General features: G+C 73.4%; 17 protein-coding genes and 1 pseudogene. 8 read left to right on the top strand and 10 right to left on the bottom strand.

Annotated features, from left to right (window positions below):
• Positions 1–73: 73 nt before the first annotated feature.
• The 6 genes and pseudogenes from add to LCD31_RS24085 all read right to left on the bottom strand — a co-directional run bounded on the left by add (position 74) and on the right by LCD31_RS24085 (position 5,678).
• Entirely contained in the window at positions 74–1,090 is a 1,017-nt protein-coding gene (gene add, locus LCD31_RS24110; protein WP_224961569.1) for an adenosine deaminase, read from the bottom strand.
• A 48-nt stretch (positions 1,091–1,138) separates the two neighbouring features.
• Entirely contained in the window at positions 1,139–1,699 is a 561-nt protein-coding gene (locus LCD31_RS24105; protein ID WP_224961567.1) for a TetR/AcrR family transcriptional regulator, read from the bottom strand.
• 119 nt (positions 1,700–1,818) lie between these two features.
• Positions 1,819–2,943 carry a mandelate racemase/muconate lactonizing enzyme family protein gene (locus LCD31_RS24100; RefSeq protein ID WP_224961565.1) on the bottom strand — a complete coding sequence of 375 codons (1,125 nt, stop codon included), beginning with the start codon at positions 2,941–2,943 and terminating at the stop codon, positions 1,819–1,821.
• Positions 2,944–2,979: 36 nt separating this feature from the next.
• Positions 2,980–3,714 carry a zinc-binding dehydrogenase gene (locus LCD31_RS24095; protein ID WP_224961563.1) on the bottom strand — a complete coding sequence of 245 codons (735 nt, stop codon included), beginning with the start codon at positions 3,712–3,714 and terminating at the stop codon, positions 2,980–2,982.
• 23 nt (positions 3,715–3,737) lie between these two features.
• Positions 3,738–4,049: pseudogene (locus LCD31_RS24090) on the bottom strand (alcohol dehydrogenase catalytic domain-containing protein); the annotation flags it as partial.
• A gap of 144 nt (positions 4,050–4,193) precedes the next feature.
• Positions 4,194–5,678, bottom strand: coding sequence for an aldehyde dehydrogenase (NADP(+)) (locus LCD31_RS24085; RefSeq protein ID WP_224961573.1), 1,485 nt, complete (start codon positions 5,676–5,678; stop codon positions 4,194–4,196).
• A 1,099-nt stretch (positions 5,679–6,777) separates the two neighbouring features.
• On the opposite strand from LCD31_RS24085, the gene LCD31_RS24080 reads away from it, so the two are divergent.
• Complete coding sequence (locus LCD31_RS24080; RefSeq protein WP_224961561.1) at positions 6,778–7,932, top strand: sugar MFS transporter; 1,155 nt, start codon at positions 6,778–6,780, stop codon at positions 7,930–7,932.
• 3 nt (positions 7,933–7,935) lie between these two features.
• On the opposite strand, the gene LCD31_RS24075 is transcribed toward LCD31_RS24080, so the two are convergent.
• Positions 7,936–8,442, bottom strand: a complete 507-nt coding sequence (locus tag LCD31_RS24075) for a CGNR zinc finger domain-containing protein (RefSeq protein WP_224961559.1) — start codon at positions 8,440–8,442, stop codon at positions 7,936–7,938.
• 97 nt (positions 8,443–8,539) lie between these two features.
• On the opposite strand from LCD31_RS24075, the gene LCD31_RS24070 reads away from it, so the two are divergent.
• From LCD31_RS24070 to LCD31_RS24060, 3 genes are all read left to right on the top strand, one after another.
• Complete coding sequence (locus LCD31_RS24070; RefSeq protein ID WP_224961557.1) at positions 8,540–9,418, top strand: alpha/beta fold hydrolase; 879 nt, start codon at positions 8,540–8,542, stop codon at positions 9,416–9,418.
• Between the two features lie 328 nt (positions 9,419–9,746).
• Positions 9,747–10,307: a GNAT family N-acetyltransferase gene (locus LCD31_RS24065; protein WP_224961556.1), complete on the top strand. Its 561-nt coding sequence runs from the start codon at positions 9,747–9,749 to the stop codon at positions 10,305–10,307.
• A 173-nt stretch (positions 10,308–10,480) separates the two neighbouring features.
• Positions 10,481–11,488, top strand: coding sequence for a 1-aminocyclopropane-1-carboxylate deaminase (locus tag LCD31_RS24060; RefSeq protein ID WP_224961554.1), 1,008 nt, complete (start codon positions 10,481–10,483; stop codon positions 11,486–11,488).
• 118 nt (positions 11,489–11,606) lie between these two features.
• Here LCD31_RS24060 and LCD31_RS24055 read toward each other — a convergent pair whose 3' ends face one another.
• Positions 11,607–12,461 (bottom strand): LysR family transcriptional regulator, encoded by an 855-nt coding sequence (locus LCD31_RS24055; protein ID WP_224961551.1) that lies wholly within the window; start codon positions 12,459–12,461, stop codon positions 11,607–11,609.
• Between the two features lie 92 nt (positions 12,462–12,553).
• Between LCD31_RS24055 and LCD31_RS24050 the strand changes: the two genes are divergently transcribed.
• The gene (locus LCD31_RS24050; RefSeq protein WP_224961549.1) at positions 12,554–13,732 is read left to right on the top strand and encodes a YbfB/YjiJ family MFS transporter; all 1,179 of its coding nucleotides are present in this window, start codon (positions 12,554–12,556) and stop codon (positions 13,730–13,732) included.
• A gap of 154 nt (positions 13,733–13,886) precedes the next feature.
• Here the strand turns inward: LCD31_RS24050 and map are convergent, their stop codons facing one another.
• On the bottom strand, positions 13,887–14,672 hold the full coding sequence (gene map, locus LCD31_RS24045; RefSeq protein WP_224961546.1) for a type I methionyl aminopeptidase: 786 nt from the start codon (positions 14,670–14,672) through the stop codon (positions 13,887–13,889).
• Between the two features lie 86 nt (positions 14,673–14,758).
• On the opposite strand from map, the gene LCD31_RS24040 reads away from it, so the two are divergent.
• Positions 14,759–15,028, top strand: a complete 270-nt coding sequence (locus tag LCD31_RS24040) for a helix-turn-helix transcriptional regulator (protein WP_224961544.1) — start codon at positions 14,759–14,761, stop codon at positions 15,026–15,028.
• Positions 15,029–15,073: 45 nt separating this feature from the next.
• Here LCD31_RS24040 and asnB read toward each other — a convergent pair whose 3' ends face one another.
• On the bottom strand, positions 15,074–16,936 hold the full coding sequence (gene asnB / locus LCD31_RS24035) for an asparagine synthase (glutamine-hydrolyzing) (protein WP_224961542.1): 1,863 nt from the start codon (positions 16,934–16,936) through the stop codon (positions 15,074–15,076).
• Between the two features lie 109 nt (positions 16,937–17,045).
• On the opposite strand from asnB, the gene LCD31_RS24030 reads away from it, so the two are divergent.
• Both LCD31_RS24030 and nhaA read left to right on the top strand, forming a co-directional pair.
• Complete coding sequence (locus LCD31_RS24030) at positions 17,046–17,729, top strand: FadR/GntR family transcriptional regulator (RefSeq protein ID WP_224961540.1); 684 nt, start codon at positions 17,046–17,048, stop codon at positions 17,727–17,729.
• 107 nt (positions 17,730–17,836) lie between these two features.
• Positions 17,837–19,633, top strand: a complete 1,797-nt coding sequence (gene nhaA, locus LCD31_RS24025; RefSeq protein ID WP_224961571.1) for a Na+/H+ antiporter NhaA — start codon at positions 17,837–17,839, stop codon at positions 19,631–19,633.
• The last annotated feature ends 155 nt before the right edge of the window (positions 19,634–19,788 follow it).

Genomic DNA, 19,788 nt, shown 5'->3' with positions numbered 1-19,788 from the left:
CCCGGCCCCCCCCCGCCCGGGGGGGCCCCGGGGGGGCCCCCCCCCCGGGGGGGGGGGCCCCCCGCCGGTTCGATCACGGTTCCGGGAACGCCGCCGCGCACCGGTCGACATCGGCCACGTGCGCGGCGATCCGCGCCGGATCGTCGAAGGACGCGCGGAATCCGTTCCGGGCGAGCTCGGCCAGCGCGGCGCGGCCCAGCCCGAGGTGGGCGCGCACCGCCTCGTAGTTGTCGTTGAGGTAGCCGCCGAAGTACGGCGGGTCGTCCGAGTTGACGGTGACCAGCACCCCGGCCTCGACCAGGGCGCGCAGCGGGTGCGCCGCCATCGAGGGCACCACGCGCAACGCGACGTTCGACAACGGGCAGACGGTCAGCGGCACCGCCGCATCGCGCAGCCGCGCCACCAGCTCCGGGTCGTCGATGGCGGCGACGCCGTGGTCGATGCGGTCCGGCCTGCACACGTCGAGGGCTTCGCGCACGTACTCGGCGGGCCCGTCCTCGCCCGCGTGGATCGTGGTGCGGTAGCCGCGGGCGCGGGCGGTCGCGTAGTAGTCGGCGAACTTGGCCGGCGGGTTGCCGCGCTCGGCCGCGCCGAGCCCGACACCCAGCACCCGCTCGCCCCAGGGCCGGATCAGGTCCAGGACTTCCAGCGCGGCGCCCTGCGTGCGGTGCCGCTGGCTGGTGACGAGCAGCGCGCCGTCGATGCCGCACTCGGCCCGGGCGTCGTCGATCGCGGCCAGCACCGGGTCCAGCTGGTCGGCGATCGGCACGCCGGCGTCGAGGAAGGTCTGCACGCCGAGGAACATCTCGGCGCGGCGCACCCCGTCGGCGTCGGCGCGGGCCAGGTAGGCGTGCGCGAGGTCGTAGAAGTCCTGGCCGGTGCGCAGCACCGACGCCGCCCGGAACAGCAGGGCGAGGAAGTGCTCCAGGCCGGTGAACTCGTAGGCGGCGCGCACCTGCTCGACGTCCGGCCAGGGCAGGTCGACGCCGTTGCGGGCGGCGAGCGCGAACAGCAGCTCCGGTTCCAGCGTCCCTTCCAGGTGGACGTGCAGCTCGGCCTTGGGCAGCGCCGGGATGAACGGGTCCGTCATGGCACGACTCCTCAAAAGTGAACTGAACGATTCACTTCTAGTCGTACCCTATCCGAGCAGCCCGCCGATGGCGCGGACGTGCGCCGCGTCCACCCGGGACCGCGGTTCACCGCAGATCAGCTGCAGCTGCAACCCGCGCCACAGCGCGACCACCGCGACCGCGGTCGCCTCCGGATCCGCGACCTCCGGCGCGTCCCGCAACGCCTCGGCGACCACCGCGGTCCACCGGTCGCGGACCTCCGCGAGGAACCCGGCGTACTTGTCGGGCAGGTCGACGGCCATGCCGACGCGCGCGAAGAACAACCGCAGGTGCGGCAGCCGCTCGGGGTCGGCGAGGTGCCCCCAGGCGGCCGCGAGCCGATCCGCGGTCCCGCCCGGCCCGCGCAGCAGCTCCGCGAGCCGGTCGAGCAGCACCGTGCCGCCGAGGATCTCGTCGATCGCCGCGCCGAGCAGCTCGTCCAGCGAACCGAAGTGGTAGAGCAGCATGCGGTTGTTCGAGCCGATCCCCCGCGCCAGCTCGCTCAACGACAACCCGATCACCCCGCGCGCCAGGACGAACTCGCGCGTCAGGCCCAGCAACCGCGCCCGCTCACCAGAACCACTCGCCACCGCCGGATCGTAACCACGCCCGCCCGGGTCGCCGGGAACTCACCGCCGGCCCGACGAACTCACGGCCGGGCGGAGCCGTCCGCGGTACCGCCCCGCGCCGCCCCGCGGTCCGGCCGGGGTCAGCCGCCCCAGCTCGCGATCGGAGCGCCGAGCACCTCCCGGTCGACCTCGATGCCGAGACCGGGTGCGGTTCCGGGCAGCACTCTCCCGCCGATGATCCGGGCGCCCGAGTCCGCCGTGCGCCGGGTGACCATGTCCGCGCAGTTGAGCACGCAGCGCAGCAGCCTCGGCGGCACGGTGGCGCCCAGATGCAGGATCGTGGCGAACGCGATGTCCGAACCCACGGTGTCCTGCACGCTCGCGGTGAGCCCGGCCGCGCGGCAGAGGTCCCGGTGGCGCCGGCTCGGGGTCAGGCCACCCGCCTTGGAGATCTTCAGCCCGATCCCGTCGGCGACGTCCGCCGCGACCAGGTGCGCGAGGTCCCCGTCGGCCTGGGCGAGTTCGTCGACGACGATCGGGACCGGGCACCGGCGGCGCAGCGACGCCGTCTCCCGCCACGTCGCGCAGGGCGCTTCCAAGGTGAAGTCCAGGCCTTCCGGGAGCAGCCGGATCATCCGCAGCGCCGTCTCCGGCAGCAGCCCGCAGTTCGCGTCCACCACGAAGTACTCGCCGGCGCGCCGATCGGCCAGGCAGGCGGCGATGCGTTCGGCGTCCAGCGCGGGCCCGCCTTCGCCGTCCAGCGCGCCGATCTTGATCGAGTGGCCGCGGTAGCCGCGCGCCCGGTGGTCGGCGACCCGCCGCCGCATCTCCTCCGGTTCCCCCGCGTGGATCGAGGAGATCATCGGCATCGGGACGTCCCACGAGCCGCCGAGCAGTGCGCACACCGGCAGGCCGACCGACTTTCCGAACGCGTCCCAGCACGCCACGTCCAGCGGCGTCTTCGCGTGCGGGTGCCCGACGAGCACGTCGTCCATGACGTCGCCGATCCGGTCCACCGCCCGCGGGTCGCGTCCCAGCAGCGCGGGCGCCAGCTCGGCGACGCCCGCGCGGACACCCGCGGCGTGCGCGGCGACGTAGGTGGAGCCGAACGGGGTGCTCTCACCCCAGCCCTCGGTTCCGTCGTCGCACGTGATCCGCACGATCGAGGCGTCGAAGGACTCGTAGGTCCGCCCGCCGGAGAGGGCGTAGACACCGCCCGAGTACGGCAGGTCCACCTGGTAGAGGTCGATCTTCGCTATCCGCATCTGGCACCTTCCTCGTGAGCGTCCGGGCCGGGCTCGTCAGGCGGGTGGCAGGAGCACCAGCTTCCCGACGTGGTCCTTCGCGGCGAAGTCCCGCTGCGCGCGGGCGATCTCCGCCAGCGGGTAGGTGCGGGCGACGACCGGCCGCACCTCGCCGCGCTCGACGTAGCCGACGAGGTTCGCGAAGACCTCGTCCTCCTGGAACGTGCAGCCGAGCACCGCGAGGTCCTTGAGGTACACCGTGCGCAGGTCGACCTCGGTGTGCGGGCCGCCGATCGCCCCGGAGATCGCGCAGCGCCCGCCGGGGCGCAGCACCTCCGGCAGCGACGGGAAAGCGGGTCCGCCGACCAGGTCGAGCACCACGTCGACCGAGGACGTGCCGAGCGCCTCGACGAGGTCCGCACCGCGGTCGACGACCTCGTCGGCGCCCTGGGCCCGGACCGCGTCGGCCTTCACCGCCCCGCACACCGCGATCACCTCGGCCCCGCGCCGCTTCGCCAGCTGCACGGCGGCGAGGCCCACTCCGCCGGACGCGCCGGTGACGAGCACCCGTTCCGCACCGACCGCGGCCCGGTGCAGCATGTTCTCCGCGGTCGAGTAGGCGCACGGCACCGCGGCCAGCTCCGCGTCGCTCCAGTCGCTGCGCACCGCGTAGGTGTCCCGATCGGGCGCGACGGTGAACTGCGCGAACCCGCCGTCGCACTCGCTGCCCAACGTCCAGCACTCGAACGGCCGGAAGCCGACCGGGCTGCGCAGCAGGTTCCGCACCAGCACCGCTGCCCGATCCGGTCGCGGGAGACGCCCGCGCCGACGTCGGCGACGTGGCCGCAGACGTCCGCGCCCTGGATGCGCGGGAAGCGGAGCGCGGCACCCGACCAGGAGGCGTCCGCGCCGTCGAGCCCGGCGACGCCCGCCGCCGCACCGGCACCGGTCGCGGCGGCCACGGACTTCGAGTACCAGCCGATCCGGGTGTTGACGTCCGTGTTGTTCACGCCCGCCGCGGCCACCCGGATCAGCACCTCGCCCGGGCCGGGCCGGGGCACCGGGACGTCGGTGCGGTACTCCAGCACGTCCACCCCGCCGTGGCCGGTCAGGTGCACTGCGGTCATCGTCGTCGGCAGCACGATCCACTCCTCCTCAGGTGGTCCGAACGGGAGCGGGCACGTCCCCTGCACCCGCTCCCGCCGCGAACCGGTGCGCTCCCGTTCCGTGCGGCCCTTCCCCGCGCTCGCACCGGTCGTCGTGGCGCAGGTTCAGCCCGCGCCCTCCCCGGAACGGGGGACGCCCAGCGGGTTCGCCGCCTGCAGCAGCGGTGGCAGCAGGGAGTCGGGGGCGTTCTGGAAGGTGACCGGGCGCAGGAACCGGTCGATCGCCGCGGTGCCCACCGAGGTGTGCGACGGGGCGGTCGTCGCCGGGTACGGGCCGCCGTGCTGCTGCGCGGCCGTCACCGCCACCCCGGTCGGCCACTGGTCGAACACGACCCGCCCGGCGCGGTCCGCGACGAGCTCGACGATGGGGAGCAGCCGGTCCCGTTCGGCGGGCCCGGGATCGCCGGAGGTCTGGACGGTGGCGGTGAGGCTTCCGTCGATCGCGGCCAGCACCTGCCGCAGCTCCTCGTCGGAGGCGTACTCGGCGATCACGGCGGTCGGCCCGAACGTCTCCTCCAGCAGCGCCCCGTCGAGCAGGGTCGACGCGGAACCGGCGTGCACGAGCGCGGGCGCGAACGCGGGCACCCCGGACTCGGTGCGCTGCTCCGCACCACGCACCAACACCTCGACCCCGTCGAGCGCGGCGACCTCGTCGAGCCGCGCCCGGTAGCCGTCCGCGATCTTCGTGGTGAGCATCCGGGCCGCCGGGACCTCCGCGGCCAGCTCGGCGATGCGGGCGGGGAGCCCGGAACCCGCCGGCACCAGCAGGATTCCCGGCTTGGTGCAGAACTGCCCGGCGCCGAGCGTGAACGAGGAGGTGAAGCCGCGGGCGATGTCCGCGCCGCGCTCGCGCTCCGCCTCCTCGGTGACGACGACGGGGTTGATGCTGCCGAGCTCGCCGAAGAACGGGATGGGGTTCGGCCGGGCCGCGGCGACGTCGAACAGCGCGCGGCCGCCCGCCACGGATCCGGTGAACGCGGCCGCCTTGATCCGCGGGTCCTCCAGGGCGCGCCGGCCGTCCTCGATCCCGGTGATCAGCGCGAAGGTGCCGTCCGGCGCGCCCGCCGACCGGAGCGCGTCGCGCACGACCTCCGAGGTGCGCAGCGAGGTCTCCGGGTGCCCGGGGTGCGCCTTGAGCACGACCGGGCAACCCGCGGCGAGCGCGGAAGCGGTGTCCCCACCGGCCACCGAGAACGCGAACGGGAAGTTGCTCGCGGCGAACACCAGCACCGGCCCGATCGGCAGCAGCACCCGCCGCAGGTCCGGGCGGTGCCCGAGCGCGGAGTCCGGGTCCTCGTGGTCGAACCGGATCCGCAGGTAGGAGCCGTCCCGCAGCAGGTCGGCGAACATCCGAAGCTGCACCGTGGTGCGGGTGACCTCGCCGGTGAGCCGCCCCTCCGGCAGGCCCGACTCCGCGACCGCCACGGGCACCAGCGACCCGGCTGCGGCATCGAGCGCGTCGGCGACGGCGGTGAGCGCGTCCGCGCGCTCGGCAGGGGTGCGCCGCGCCCAGGCGGGGGCCGCGGCAGCGGCGGCCGCGAGCGTGCGGTCGAGGTCCTGCTCGACCGCGCCGCGGACCGGGGTGTCCATCGTGCTCACTGGGAGGTCGTCCTCTCGTTCGGGGAAGGCGTGCGCGGGCGCCGCGGGACGGGCGCGGGCGTCGGGGCGGCGCCGGCTCACGCGGATCGCCGCGGTGCGCCGGACCGCGGGGCTCGGGCCGCTCCCGGAACCTCCGGCACCGCGGTGGTGCGCTCGGACGGCTGTCACATCGGTGACGTGCACTAGGTGGATGATTAGTTCACATTGTGATCACTAAGCGGCCAGTCTGGACGTCACCGACTCGGAGTGTCAATACTCCGCCAGGGCCCCGATTCCGCCGCCCCCGCTGGACCGCGCGCAGCGGAGCGCGACACCAGCATGCCGCGCAGAACTCGCCATGTGAACGGGACGACCGATATCCGGACGTTCTGCGGCCAACGCTCCGCCCAGGTGACGGCACCCCGGAAGAGCCCGCGCCTCCCGACACCCCGGCACGCGGCCCCCGCCCGGCGAGACCGCGGAGGACCACACCGCGTCCCCATTCTTCGCAGTTCGGCGGAATCACGCGGTCGGCCAATTCCGCGCGACCCGATACCACACTCCGAAAAAGCAGCCCCTCCGGTCTCCGAAAACGCCGAGAACGGTCTCTCCGGCGGTGCGTCAGGAATGCTGAAACCGCCCCCGAAGAACACCGTGCCGAGTCACGATCGGAGCGCGGCAGTCGGCTCACCGAACGGAGAATCCACCCTCGGAGTACCAGTACTAGCTGGTCAAACCTGCCAACGAACGCAACCCTTGCCGCCGCAACGACAATTTTTCGTACACCTCCCCGCCACATCCGAATACTGATGAGATAACACGAATTCAGCCGGACGATCTCAACGAATCGCACGCTAGATCCACTCCGCCGGGCGATCCCGCGCACCGATTCACCTGAGCTAGCCTCCGAACTCCACAGCGCGCGATGCCGAGTTGCACAAGCGCGACATCACCGGTTCCGGAGGAGGTCGACGGTGCCCATCGACGAATTCCCCTTTCCCTCGGCGGTCTGCGGCCCGCTCGACGCGTTCGGCGCCGACCGATGAGCGGCCCCGGGCGAGGATCCGTCGACGCCCGCGCCCACGTCGGCGGGCGGCCCAGCATCGGCGGCGTGATAGCGGGCTTCGCGCTCATAGTGGCCCTGGGTGCGGCGGTCGCCGCGTTGGGAGCCGCGCTGCCGTTCCTGCGCGAGCGGTACGACATCGGCGTCGCCGCCAGCGGGTTCGCGATCGTCGCGTTCAACGTCGGCGCGCTGTTCTCCACCCTCGGATGCGGCCTGGCCGATCGGCGGCTCCCGCCCAGACCCACCGTGCTCGGCCTGCTGGTGCTGTTCGCCGGCGGGCTGGGCGGGGCCGGCGTGGCACCGAGCTGGGCGCTGTTCGTCACCGCGATCATCATCGCCGGGTTCGGCTACGGCGGGATCGCGCTCTACCTCAACACCACGTTCGCGAGCGCGTTCGGCAAGCACAACGTGCTGATGATCAACCTCTTGCAGGCGGCGTTCGGCATCGGCGCGATCATCGGTCCGCTCGCGACGGCGGCCACCGCGGCGGTCGACGTGCGGTGGACGCTGGTGGCGATCGCCGTGGTCACGGCGTGCTGCTGGGCGGCGGCCGGGTGCTGCGCGGCGCGGCGGCGCGAACCCGGGACCGGCTCCGGCGCCGGGTGGAGCTCGATCCGGACCGTGCTGGCGGTCTCGGCACCGTTCGTGATCGTCGGGGTCTGCTACAACGGGCTGGAGACCGCGGTCGGCGCGTGGGCGAGCACGCACCTCACCTGGTCCGGGATGGACCCGGACGCGGCGGCGCGGTCCACGGCGCTGTTCTGGGCGGGGCTGACCGCGGGGCGGGTGATCATCCCGCTGGCGGCGAAGAACCTGCACCCGGCCCTGCTGATCCGCACCTCGCTCGCGGTGTCCGTCGCGATGTTCTCGCTCGCGGCTTCCGGTTCGGCGCCGGTGCTGTACTACGCGGCGGCCGGGTTCGCGCTGGGTCCGGTGCTGCCCACGACGCTGGCCTGGCTGGGTACCGTCACCCACCGCGCGCAGCTGGCCAACTCGATCCTGCTGACCGGGTGCATGGCCGCGAACGTCACGCACCCGTGGCTGGTCGGGGCCTCCGCGGACCCGGCGGCGCCCTGGTCGATCCCGGCGGTGCTGACCGGGTTCGCCGCGCTCGCGCTGTTCGCGTCGCTGGCCACGACGGCGTTCCGGTCCCGCCGGAGGTCCCGCGACCAGGTGGATCAGCACGTGACGACGAGCTCGTGACGATCAGTCCGAAGTGGACTTCCGCGTGCGCTCGTAGTGCCGCCGGGCCTTCATCCGGTTGCCGCAGGTGGCCATCGAGCACCAGCGGGCCCTGTTCGCCTTGCTCCGGTCGAGCAGGAACAGCCGGCACTCGTCGTTGCCGCAGGGCCGCAACCGCCCGGGCAGGTTCTCCGCGACCCAGGCCCACGCCAGCACGGCCCGAGCCGGGAGCAGCACGTCGTCAGCGGCGGCGAGCTCCCAGCTCAGGCCGTCGTCGTCGAGCACCGGACGCCGGTGGACCCCGTCGAGCGCTCCGGCGAGCGCGGAGGGCGGTCGCCGGCCGAGCGCGACGTCGGTGAGCCCGTCCCGAACTTGCCGCAGCAGCCGCAGCTCTCCGGCGCCGCCGGTGCCGCCGTGCGCGGCGGCCCACGCCCGGCCGGCGTCGTCGGTGGCGAGCTCGTCCCGTTCGGTTCCGTCGAGCACCGGCCTGCTGTTGAGCAGCGCCAGCAGCAGTTCCACGTCGTCGACCATCACACCAACCTAACCGCATCGTCACCTGTTGACAGGTTAGCAGGATGCGCTCTAGCGTTCCGCACCTAACCAATAAAAACCAACTGATGGGGTTACGATGCCTGCTGTGCACCACCGGACCGCGACCATCGACGGTCACGAGGTCTTCTACCGCGAAGCCGGCTCCCGCGAGCACCCGACCGTGCTGCTGCTGCACGGCTACCCGACCAGCTCGCACATGTTCCGCGGGCTCATCCCGGCGCTCGCCGACCGCTACCACGTCCTCGCCCCCGACCACCTCGGCTTCGGGCGGTCCGACGCGCCGCCCGCCGACGAGTTCGACTACGGCTTCGACGCGCTCACCACGATCACCGAGCAGCTGCTCGACCGGTTGGACGTGCGGGAGTGCGCCGTCCTCGTGCAGGACTACGGCGCCCCGGTCGGCTGGCGGCTCGCGCTGCGCCGCCCCGAGCGGATCACCGCGATCATCAGCCAGAACGGCAACGCCTACGAAGCCGGTTTCGTCCCCGAGTTCTGGGCGCCGATCTGGGACTACGCCGCCGATCCCGCGCCGGAGAACGAGCAGGCCGTGCGCGGCGCCCTCGGCATCGAGGCGATCCGGTGGCAGTACCTGCACGGCGTCCCGGACCCCAGCCTGGTCAGCCCGGACACCTGGCACCACGACCACGCCCTCCTCTCGCGGCCCGGCAACGACGCGGTGCAGCTGCGGCTGTTCCGCGACTACCCGAGCAACGTGGCGCTCTACCCGCGGGTGCACGAGTACTTCCGGGACAGCCGGGTGCCGCTGCTCGCGGTGTGGGGCGGCAACGACGAGATCTTCGGGCCGGACGGCGCCCGCGCCTTCGCCGAGGACCTGCCCGACGCCGAGATCCACCTGCTCGACGCGGGGCACTTCGCCCTCGAAAGCCACCTCGACACCGCCACCGACCTCATCCGCGACTTCCTCGGCCGGAACCTGCCGCAGAACGACCGGTGACGAGCTCGGCCACGAACGACGCCGGCCGGAGCGACCGGCCACGCCCGACGTGTTGCGCCGGTCAGCGATCGTCCCGGGTGAGCGGGCGATCCCTTCCGTTTTCGGCCTCGTGCGCCCGGAACCTCCCCTTCTCCGTGATCCCGCACGTCGTACCGCACGCCGCCCCGCCACCTCGGTGACCGAGCAGCCGCCGAGCGGGCCACGCAGCCGGTCGGTGGCAGCCGGTCGGTGGCAGCCGGTCGGTGCGGGTTCGGCCGTCGATCGGATTCGCCCTCGGAGGCGATCGCCACGCCTGGAAATGCGGTGCGCTTCGCGGGAAGGTGCGGTGGTGGCCGTACTGGAGTTCCCGAATCCCCCGCTCACCGACGGCACCGTGGCGTTGCGGCCGTGGCGCACGGCCGATGTGCCGCAACGATTCGCCGCCTTCTCCGATCCGCTGTGCCTGCGCTACTCCTGGCCGCACCCGGAACCGTTCACCGCGGAGCACCTGCGGGACCGGGCGGCCGCGGACGAACAGGCGCGGCTCCGCGGGGAGAGGCTGGCGTTCGCCGTGGTCGATCCGCACGATCTCGGCACGGTCCTCGGTGGCGCTGCGCTCTACGACGTGGACCTGGCGCAGCTGCGCGCCCGGATCGGGTACTGGCTCGGTGCGGACTCGCGCGGGCGCGGTGCGGCCACGGGGACCGTTCGCCTGCTGGCGGCGTGGGGCTTCCACGACCTCGGCCTCGCCCGCCTGGAGCTGACCTGCGAGCCGACCAACTCCTCGTCCCGGCGGGTCGCCGAACGGTGCGGATTCACGTTCGAAGGGGTGCTGCGCTCGCACCAGCGGTTCCGGCGCGGGCGGCGCGACACCGCCGTGTTCGGGTTGCTGCCGGGAGAATTGCGGTGATCGGTGTGGCGGTGTGATCCGCGGCGCGCTTCCAGGCTTTCGACGCTGGTCAGCGCGCCGCGGGTGGGTGCGGCGGTCCCGGTGCGCGGGACGGGGGTGGCGCGCGGCCGGGGCGACCCGCACGATCTGGCGGGCGATCAACGCCCCCGGGCGATCGAGATCTAGGAGATGTCATGCCGCTGGCCGATTTCCCCCGCTACCCGCTGCTGTTCGGGCCCAGTCCGATCCACCCGCTGGACCGGCTCACCACCCATCTGGGCGGGGCGCGGATCTGGGCGAAGCGGGAGGACTGCAACTCCGGGCTCGCCTACGGCGGCAACAAGACCCGCAAGCTGGAGTACATCGTCCCGGACGTGCTCGCCTCCGGCGCCGACACGCTGGTGTCCATCGGCGGCTACCAGTCCAACCACACCCGCCAGGTCGCCGCGGTGGCCGCGAAGCTCGGACTCGGGGCGCGGCTCGTGCAGGAGAAGTGGGTGGACTGGCCGGACGCGGTCAACGACAAGGTCGGCAACATCCTGCTGTCCCGGATCATGGGCGCCGATGTGCGGCTGGACCCCGCCGGGTTCGACATCGGCATCCGCGAGTCCTGGGAAGAGGCGATGGACGAGGTGCGGGCCGCGGGCGGCACCCCCTACGGCATCCCGGCCGGAGCGTCGGAGCACCGGCTCGGCGGGCTCGGCTTCGCGGGCTGGGCCGACGAGGTCGCGCAGCAGGAGGAGCAGCTCGGGGTCTTCTTCGACACCATCGTCGTCTGCACCGTCACCGGTTCCACCCACGCGGGCATGATCGCCGGGTTCGCCGGGCAGGACCGGCCGCGGCGCGTCATCGGCATCGACGCCTCCGCGACGCTGGACAAGACCCGCGCGCAGGTCGAGCGGATCGCGCGGCACACCGCCGAGCTGGTCGGCCTCGGCCGCGAACTGCGCGAGGACGAGATCACCGTGCTCGAAGGCTGGGCGGGTGATCGCTACGGCATCCCGGTGCGGTCGACGCTCGACGCGATCCGGCTCAGCGGCAGCCTCGAAGGCATGATCATCGACCCGGTGTACGAGGGGAAGTCCATGGCCGGGCTGATCGACCTGGTGCGCGACGGGGAGATCGGCCGCGACTCCAACGTCCTCTACGCCCACCTGGGCGGCCAGCCCGCGCTCAACGCCTACGCGGGCGCCTTCGCCTGACCGCGGGTGGACGAGCCCCGGCGAACGGGCCGTCACCCGGTGCGGATGCGCCGGGCGACGGTCGCCCCGGCGTTCTCCGCCCGTCGGACGCGGTGCCGGGGAGGTGCGCAGCGGACCGTCAGGGCCCGGCGGCGGTGGCCGCGTCGAGGAACCCGCGCACCAGGTCGTTCGGACGGCCCGGGTGCACGAGGTGCACCGCGCTCGGCGGGGCCCCGGTGAGCGGCACGAACCGCACCGCCGGGTGGTGGGTGCGGCGGCGCGCGACGTCCGGGACGACGCCGATGCCGCGATCCGCGGCGACCGATTCGAGCCATTCGTCGAAGTTCCCGGTCTCCACGACGCGTTCCGGCCCCCGCCCCACCGGGAACGACCACGGTCCGGTGGTGCCGCTGCGGACGTTGACGACCAGCGGCCAGGACGGGACCTCCGACCAGTCGAGCCCGCTGCTCGGCAGGGCGCTGCGCCGCGCGCACACCGCGACCCGCGCTTCGTCGTGCAGGTGCACGGCCCGCGACCCCGGCGGGGCGTCCCGGGGCGCACCGCGGACGACGGCGACGTCCACCGCTCCCCCGCCCAGCTCGCGCAGCGGATCATCGCAGCGCACCAGCTGGACCGAGGCGCCGGTGGCGCGTTCGAAGCGGGTCATCGCGCGCTGCGCCCACGGGTCCGGCAGCAGCCAGCTGAACCCGAGCCGGACCGTGCGGCCCGCGCGCACCGCCGCGACACCGCGCCCCAGCGCGGCCAGGACCTGCTCGGCGTGGCCGAGGAACTCCCGGCCCGCCGCGGTGGGCCCGACCTGCCCGGCGGAGCGGTCGACCAGCTCCACGCCGAGGACCTTCTCCAGCTGCGCGACGGTGCGGCTCAACGCGGGCTGGGTGATCAGCAGGTCCTCGGCGGCGCGGGAGAACGAGCCGCGCCGCACCACCGCGACGAACGCCCGCAGGTGCCGCAGCTCCACGTCCACCGCCTGCACCCCGCTCCACCTCGCGCCATGCCCGGCAGGCATGCAACCAGCCCGATCGGCATTTCACAAGGAGATCCCGGCCGCTTAGCGTCGAGCGCACCATGAACCTCGACACCTCCGAACGCACCGGTTCTCCCCTTCCCGTCGTCGTCGGCTCGGCAGCCGCGCTGGCCGCGGCGATGGGGGTCGGCCGGTTCGCCTTCACCCCGATCCTGCCGCTGATGCAGGCCCAGGCCGGCCTGTCCGCCGGGCTCGGCGCCTCGCTGGCCACGGTCAACTACGCCGGTTACCTCGCCGGTGCGCTGGTCGGGATCGCCGCGCCCGGCGTGGTGCGCTCGACGGCGGTGCTGCGCGGATCGCTGCTCGCGCTGGTGGCGAGCCTGGCGCTGATGCCGGTGCTGACCGGTGCCGCCGCGTGGTCGGCGCTGCGGCTGGTGGCGGGCGTCGCCAGCGCGCTGATCTTCATGATCGCGGTGAGCACGGCGCTGTCCCGGCTGAGCGGGCACGCGCAGCACTGGACCGGCTGGGTGTTCGGCGGCGTCGGCGGCGGGATCGCCGCGTCCGGGCTGCTGGTGCTGGCGCTGCGCACCGCGGGCGGCTGGCGGGAGGCGTGGTGGGCGTGCGCGCTGCTCGCGGCGCTGCTCAGCGCGTTCGCGTGGCGGCTGGTTCCCGGAACACGGCCGGGAGCGGTGGCGGCGGAGCCCGCCGTCCCGCGCGCGCACCGGTGGTTCGCGCCGCTGCTGGCCGGATACGCGCTGGAGGGCGTCGGGTACATCATCGCCGGGACGTTCCTGGTCGCGGCGATCGAGCGGACCGCGCCGGGCGCGCTCGGCAGCGGGGCCTGGGTGCTGGTCGGGCTCGCCGCGCTGCCCTCGTGCGCGGTGTGGGCCCGGTTGTCCCTGCGTTGGAGCAGGCCCGCGCTGCTGCTCACCGCGCTGCTGGTGCAGTCCGCCGGGATCGCGCTGCCCGCGCTGCTCGGCGGCGCCGTTCCCGCGCTGGTGTCGGCCGCGCTGTTCGGCGCGACGTTCATGGGGATCAGCAACCTCGCGCTCGCCGTCGGGCGGGACCTGGCGGTCCCGCGGGCGGTGGCGATGCTGACCGCCGGCTACAGCGCGGGCCAGATCCTCGGGCCGCTGCTGGCCGCGCCGCTGCTGAGCGGCGGCTACGACCGGGTGCTGCTGCTGGCCGGGGCGATCGTGCTGGCGGCGGCGGCCGCGGCCGCGGCGGTCCGCTTCCGCTACCCGCTCGCGTCCCCGCGCCCGGCGATCGCGCCCCGGTGAACGGCCCGTCGGCGGGGGCCGTCCACCCGGCCGCCTGCCTGCGAACCCGCCCGGTGAGTTCTTCCGCTGAGCCGCCGACCATCCACCCAGCCCGACCACCAGCGGGTTCCGCCACCACCGCACGAGCAGAAGTGGAGGGACGGGCGGTGAGCGATCAGGCGGCGGCGAGTTCGGCCTCCCGGCGGGTGAGCACCTTCGGACCGTCCTCGGTGATGGCGACGGTGTGCTCGGAGTGCGCGGTGCGGGAGCCGTCGGCGGAGCGGATCGTCCAGCCGTCCTCGTCGTAGATGATCTGGTCGGTGGTGCGCGCGAACCACGGCTCCAGCGCGAGGGTCAGCCCGGTGCGCAGCTTCAGGCCGCGCCCGGCGCGGCCCCGGTTGGCGACGTGCAGCTCCTCGTGCATGGTGCGGCCGATGCCGTGCCCGCCGAACTCGGTGTTGACCGGGTAGCCGTAGTCGCAGGCGACCGCGTAGATCGCCGCCGAGATGTCCCCGATGCGGTTGCCGGGGCGCGCGGCCTCGATCGCCGCCTCCAGCGCTTCCTCGGTGGCGCGGATGATCCGCTGGTCCTCCGCGGCGGGCGTGCCGACGATGACGGTGCGCGCCGAGTCCGCGGCCCAGCCGTCGATCTTGACCGCGAGGTCGGCGGTGAGCACGTCGCCGTCGCGCAGGGTGTAGTCGTGCGGTTTCCCGTGCAGCACCGCGTCGTTGACCGCCAGGCAGATGACGTTGCGGAACGGGCCCTTGCCGAAGGACGGCGCGTAGTCCCAGTAGCAGGATTCCGCGCCGCGCTTCTCGATCATGCCGCGCGCGTGGTGCTCCAGGTCCATCAGGTTGACGCCCACGTCGGCGATCCGGCCGATCTCGGAGAGCACTTCGGCCACGAAGCGGCCGGTCACGTGCATGCGTTCGATCTCCGCGGACGTCTTCAACTCGATCAAGGAAACCTCATCAGGGGTGGTCGGTATAGTTATACCGGAAACGCTAGCACTGGACGGTATAGTAATACCAACCCTATCCTGGTCGCATGGTCCGCCAACCGCTCACACCCCAGCAGATCGAAGCAGGCAGGCGCCTCGGGTCCCTGCTGCGCCAGGCGCGAGCCGACCGGGACCTGGTGGAGGTCGCGCAGGCGGCGGGCATCTCACCGGAGACGCTGCGCAAGATCGAGACCGGCAGGCTGCCCTCCCCCGGCTTCGGCACGATCATCTGCCTCGGCGAGGCCCTCGACCTGCCGGTGGAGGAACTGGCCGCCACCTGGCGCGGCGCCGACCAGCCCCTCGAAGCCGCCGGCTAGCCGGCCCGGCGCCCCGGAAGAGCGCCGTCCGGCCCCCCAACGGGACTACCCCAGCTCCAGGCGCACGTCGTAGTCGCGCAGCCAGCGATCCAGCTGGATCACGTTCTCCATGTCCCGGCGGCGGAAGTTCACGCTGTTCTCCCCCGGATCGCTCGCCAGCCGTTCCCGGGCGCGCCGCTCGTCCAGCAGCGGGCCGACCGGGGAATCCGAGTCGTCGAGCAGCTCGGCGAGTTCGCGGCGCACCGCCCGCTCGTACTCGGTGTCCTGGGTGGCCGGGTAGTGCGCCTTCTTCCGCCCGAAGATGGAGTCGGGCAGCAGGTCGCGGGTGGCGGCGCGCAGCAGGCCCTTCTCCTGTCCGCCCGCGATCTTGGCGGACCACGGGGCGTTGAACACGTACTCGACCAGCCGGTGGTCGCAGAACGGGACGCGGACCTCGACCCCGGCGGCCATGCTCATCCGGTCGACGCGGTCCAGCAGCAGACGGCCGAACCGGCTCAGGTTGAGGTAGGTGAGCTCGCGCATCCGCGCGTCGGCGGCCGGCTCCCCGTCCAGCCGCGGCACTTCGGCCAGGGCCTCGCGGTAGCGCTCGCGGCGGTAGCCGGGCAGGTCCAGCAGCTTCCACATCTCCGGGGACAGCAACGTGGTGTCCGCGGTGCCCTCCCCGGCGAAGGTGTGCTCGGCGTCGGCGAGCCACGGGTACGTGTCCGCGTCGCGCAGCGCTTCGTCGTGGAACCAGCGGTATCCGGCGAACAGCTCGTCGGCCGCCTCCCCGGACAGCACCACCGGCGTGTGCTGCCGGACGCCGGCGAACAACCGGTGGATCGAGACGTCCATGTCGCCCATGAACAGCGGCAGGTCGTAGGCGCGCAGGCAGGTGAGCCGGTGCCCGGGATCGGCCAGCTCGTCCGGGGAGAAGGTGAGCGTGCGGTGGTCGGCGCCGACGTGCCGGGCCAGCTCCTCGGCGAACGGCCGGTCCGGTGAGCCGCGGCCGACGTCGGCGGTGAAGTTCTCGGCCTGCCCGGTGAAGTCGACCGCGAACGATCGGACCGGCCCGTCGCCCCGCTCGGCGAGGGCTCGTCCGGTGAGCGCGGTGATCGCGCTGGAGTCCAGCCCGCCGGACAGCAGCGTGCCGCAGCCGACGTCGGAGGTGAGCTGGCGTTCGACCGCTCCACCCAGCAGCCGCCGCACGGTGGCGACGGTGGTGTCGTGGTCGTCGGTGTGCTCGCGGGCGGTCAGCCGCCAGTAGCGGCGGGTCGTGGTGCCCTCGGGGCTGATCCGCACGATCTCGGCCGGTTCGACCTCGTAGACGCCGCGGTAGCTCGCGGTGCGCGGGGTCTTGACGAAGGCCAGCAGTTCGCGCAGGCCGTCGACGTCCACCACGGGTTCGACGAGCGGGTGGGTCAGCAGCGCCTTCGGTTCGGAACCGAACAGCACCCCGCTCGGCGTCGGGTGGTAGTAGATCGGTTTGATCCCGGCGCGGTCCCGGACCAGCAGCAGGCTGCGGCTTGCCGGGTCCCAGACGGCGAGGCCGAACATGCCGTCGAGGCGTTCGGCGAAGGACTCGCCCCATTCCGCGTAGGCGTGCAGCACCACTTCGGCGTCGGTACCGGTGCCGAAGCGGTGGCCGCGGCCGCGCAGTTCGGCGCGGAGTTCGGCGTGGTTGTAGACGGCGCCGCTGAAGCTGAGCACGGCGGTGGTGCGCCCGTCCTCGTCGAGGACCATCGGCTGCCGCCCGTGCTGCGGGTCGAGCACCGCCAGCCTGCGGTGCGCCAGACCCGCGTCCGCGTCGAGCCACACGTCCCCGCCGTCGGGGCCGCGGTGGCGCAGCGCCTCGCCCATGGCGCGCACCGCGGCCCCTTCGCCGCGGAGGTCGCGGTCGAAGTCGACCCAACCGGCGATTCCGGACATCGCGTGCTCCTCTCATTCCTGCCAGTGCGGCCGCGAAACTACTACAGTTCAGAACTGTTGCACACCACCAGAGGTGAAGACGAAAACGGCGTTCTGGTAGGAAGTGCGCATGACGGTGAGGACGTTGCAGCGCACGAGCCTGCCCGGCCAGGTCATCGCCCAGGTGCAGGATCTGATCCGCCGCGGCGAGTGGCCGGTCGGGACCAAGCTGCCCCCCGAGACGCAGCTGGCCCGCGACATGGGCGTCGGGCACAGCACCGTCCGGGAGGCGCTGCGCGCCATGGCCCACTTCGGCATGTTGGAGACCCGCCCCGGCAGCGGGACCTTCGTGCGCGCCGACAGCGATCTCGCCGCCTCGCTGTCCCGGCGGATCTCCGCGGACGCGCTGGAAGGCCTCGAAGCGCGCAACAGCCTGGAGCGCGACGCGGCCCGGCTGGCGACGCTGCGCCGCACCGACGACGACCTCGCCGCGCTGCGCGAGCACCTCCACGCGCAGCACGCCGCCTACGACGACGGCGACGCCGACCGGTACGCCGAAGCCGACGTCGAGTTCCACCGCTCGCTGGTCGCCGCCGCGCACAACAGCGTCCTCGACGAGCTCTACGCCGGGCTGACGGTGGTGCTGCGCCGCACCATCGGCAGTGCGGTCGCCGAACTGCAGCACGAGCACTCACACCTGCACGCCTCGCACGTCGACCTCGTCGACGCGGTCGAACGCCGCGACGCGGCCGCCGCGGACCGCGCGGTCGGGGAACACCTCGCCCTCGCCGAGGACCTGTTCCGCCGTTCCTGATCGGCTCCGGCGCCGGGCCGGGGACCGCCTTATGCTGCCCGCGACGGCGCCGGGCGCACCTGCACGCACCGGTGCGCAGGGACCACCGGGACGGGTGCACGTTGACGATGCCGCGCTTCTACCGGCAGCGGCGCGCGCTGCTGCGGGCCCTGGACAGCGAGCCGCTGGCCGCCGCCGCGCTCGCCGCCGCCACCCTCATCGCCCTGGTGTGGGCGAACCTCGGCAGCGGCTACGACGACTTCTGGTCCACCGAGGCCGGGGTGCGGATCGGCGGGCTGGACCTGTCGATGTCCGCCTCGGACTGGGTGGACGACGCGGTGATGGCGGTGTTCTTCTTCTCCGTCGGGCTGGACGTCCGGCGCGAGTTCACCCTCGGCGAGCTGCGCGACCGCAGGCGCGCGGTGCTGCCGGTGTGCGCCGCGCTCGGCGGGCTGGTCGTGCCGGTGCTGCTGTTCCTCGCGCTCAACGCCGGATCGGCGGCCGCGCCCGCGTGGGGCGTGGTGATCTCCACCGACACCGCGTTCGCGCTTGGCATGCTCGCGCTGGTGGGCCCGCGGAAGGCGCCGCGGCTGCGGGTCTTCCTGCTCACGCTCGCCGTCGTGGACGACATCGGTGCGCTCGGCGTGATCGCGCTGTTCTACACCGCGGACCTCTCTCCCGGCTGGCTCGCGGTGGCCGCCGCCGGGCTGGTGCTGATCTGGCTGCTGCAGCGCTTCCGGATCTGGCGGGTGATGCCGTACCTGGTGGTCGGGATGGGGGTGTGGCTGGCGATGCACCTGTCCGGGGTGCACCCGACGCTCGCCGGGGTGCTGATCGCGCTGCTGATGCCGGTCTACCCGACGCGGCTGGAGGACGTGGACACCGCCTCGAAGGTGGTGCACCAGTTCCGGCAGGCCCCGGCGGCCCGCGTGGCCCGGCTCGCGCGGTGGAGCATCGACCGGTCGGTGCCGATGAACCAGCGGCTCACCGACCTGCTGCAGAGCTACGTCAACTTCCTCGTCGTGCCGCTGTTCGCGCTGTCCAACGCCGGGGTCCCGCTGTCCGGGCAGGCGCTGTCGGCGGCGCTGAGCTCCCGGCTGACCTGGGGCGTGGTCGCCGGGCTGGTGCTCGGGAAGTTCCTCGGCATCGCGGGCACCTCCACGCTGGTGCGGCGGCTGGTGCCGGGTACCCGCGTGCCGAGCCTCGACGTGCCGCGACTGGCCGGGGTCGGGGCCCTGTCCGGGATGGGCTTCACGATCTCGCTGCTGGTGGTGGACCTGGCGCTGTCCGATCCGGCGTTGCGGGACGAGGCGCGGGTCGGCGTGCTGCTCGCGTCCGCGCTCGCGCTGGGGCTGTCCTGGGCGGTGTTCGCCGCGGGCAACCGGCTGCGGCCGCTGCCCGCGCCCGCCGGGCGCACCCTGCAGCGGGAGGTCGATCCGGAACGCGACCACATCCGCGGGCCGGTCGACGCGCGGACCACGATCGTCGTCTACGCCGCGCTGGACCACCGCTACCGGACCCGCACCTTCGAGGTGGAGAACGAGGTCCGCCACCTGCTCGGCGACGAGTTCCGGCTGGTGTTCCGGCACCACGTCACCGCGCAGCCGGACTTCGTGCGGGCGCTGGCGATCGAGGCGGCGGGCGCGCAGGACCGGTTCTGGGAGATGCACGACGCGATCTCCGAGCAGCGCGGCGAACCGGACGCCCGGCTGCTGCGCGGCATCGCGGCCGACCTGGGCCTTGACGTGGAGCGGTTCGTGCACGACGTGCGCACCTACGCCCACCTGGGCCGCATCGAGGACGACAACCTCGATGCCGACACGGCCTCGTTGCCGGACCAGGCCGTGTTCTACGTCGACGGGCACAAGCTCGAAGGCCCGGCCAACTCGTGGAACATCACCCGCACCGCCCGCCTCAGCCGATGACCCGCCCCCCGCCGAACCAAGCAGTCTTCCTGTCAGCGGCGAAGCCGCTGAGCCGCCGACCCAGCACGCAGCTCGACCGGCTCGCGCGGTGGAGCATCGACCGGTCGGTGCCGATGAACCAGCGGCTCACCGACCTGCTGCAGAGCTACGTCAAC

This window comes from Saccharopolyspora sp. 6M (assembly GCF_020176775.1).
Taxonomy (GTDB): Bacteria; Actinomycetota; Actinomycetes; order Mycobacteriales; family Pseudonocardiaceae; genus Saccharopolyspora_C; species Saccharopolyspora_C gregorii.
This window is presented reverse-complemented; position numbering and strand designations above follow the sequence as displayed.